This window comes from Cecembia lonarensis LW9 (assembly GCF_000298295.1).
GTDB lineage: Bacteria > Bacteroidota > Bacteroidia > Cytophagales > Cyclobacteriaceae > Cecembia > Cecembia lonarensis.
In genome coordinates this window covers 1-530 of the sequence record NZ_AMGM01000341.1, presented here as the reverse complement: position 1 = coordinate 530, position 530 = coordinate 1, and the positions used below count along the sequence as shown (strand labels likewise).

Sequence of the window (530 nt, the reverse complement as noted above, 5' to 3'; positions counted from 1 at the left end):
TAGGGATTATTTCCCTATCTGTCCTCTCACACCACCGTACGTACCGTTCGGTATACGGCGGTTCTTTAAGTTTTGATTCTAACCTTTTGGTAATAGTCGGACAAAAATACATACCCTGCCTGTCTAAGTCTATCTAAGGTAATAGTGGTAGCAAGTATAAAACTATTGGCAATGGGCCAATGGCCTTTCCTAGTGTTCGCCCACTCCCAAGCTTTGGATTTCTTTACCCCAAGCTTGATTAGATTCCTCAGTTTGGTCCTGATCCGTTTCCATTGTTTCCAGATGACCATTCTGATTCTTCGCCTATACCATTCGTCTACTCTTAGTAACAGGCTTTGCATGTCTGCCAACTTAAAGTAATTCACCCAGCCAATAATATATTGTCGGAGTGATTCCTTCCTGCGGTCGTTACCCCATCCATTGCTACGTGACGTCAGTTCCTTTAGTTTGGCTTTCATCTTTAGCACGCTTTTGGGGTGTATCCGCAGCCTGCCCTCTCCTTTCGTCCTGTAAAACGAGTAACCAAGGAA

General features: G+C 44.3%; 1 protein-coding gene. It reads right to left on the bottom strand.

Annotated elements, in window-relative coordinates; genetic code table 11:
* Positions 1–65: 65 nt before the first annotated feature.
* A complete protein-coding gene (locus B879_RS21580) occupies positions 66–458 on the bottom strand; it encodes a group II intron maturase-specific domain-containing protein (protein WP_009187261.1) in 393 nt (130 codons plus the stop codon).
* Positions 459–530 lie beyond the last annotated feature (72 nt).

Bases quoted from the DNA above. Each gene is read 5' to 3' on its own strand.
- B879_RS21580 (WP_009187261.1), bottom strand. From the start codon at position 458: ATGAAAGCCAAACTAAAGGAACTGACGTCACGTAGCAATGGATGGGGT.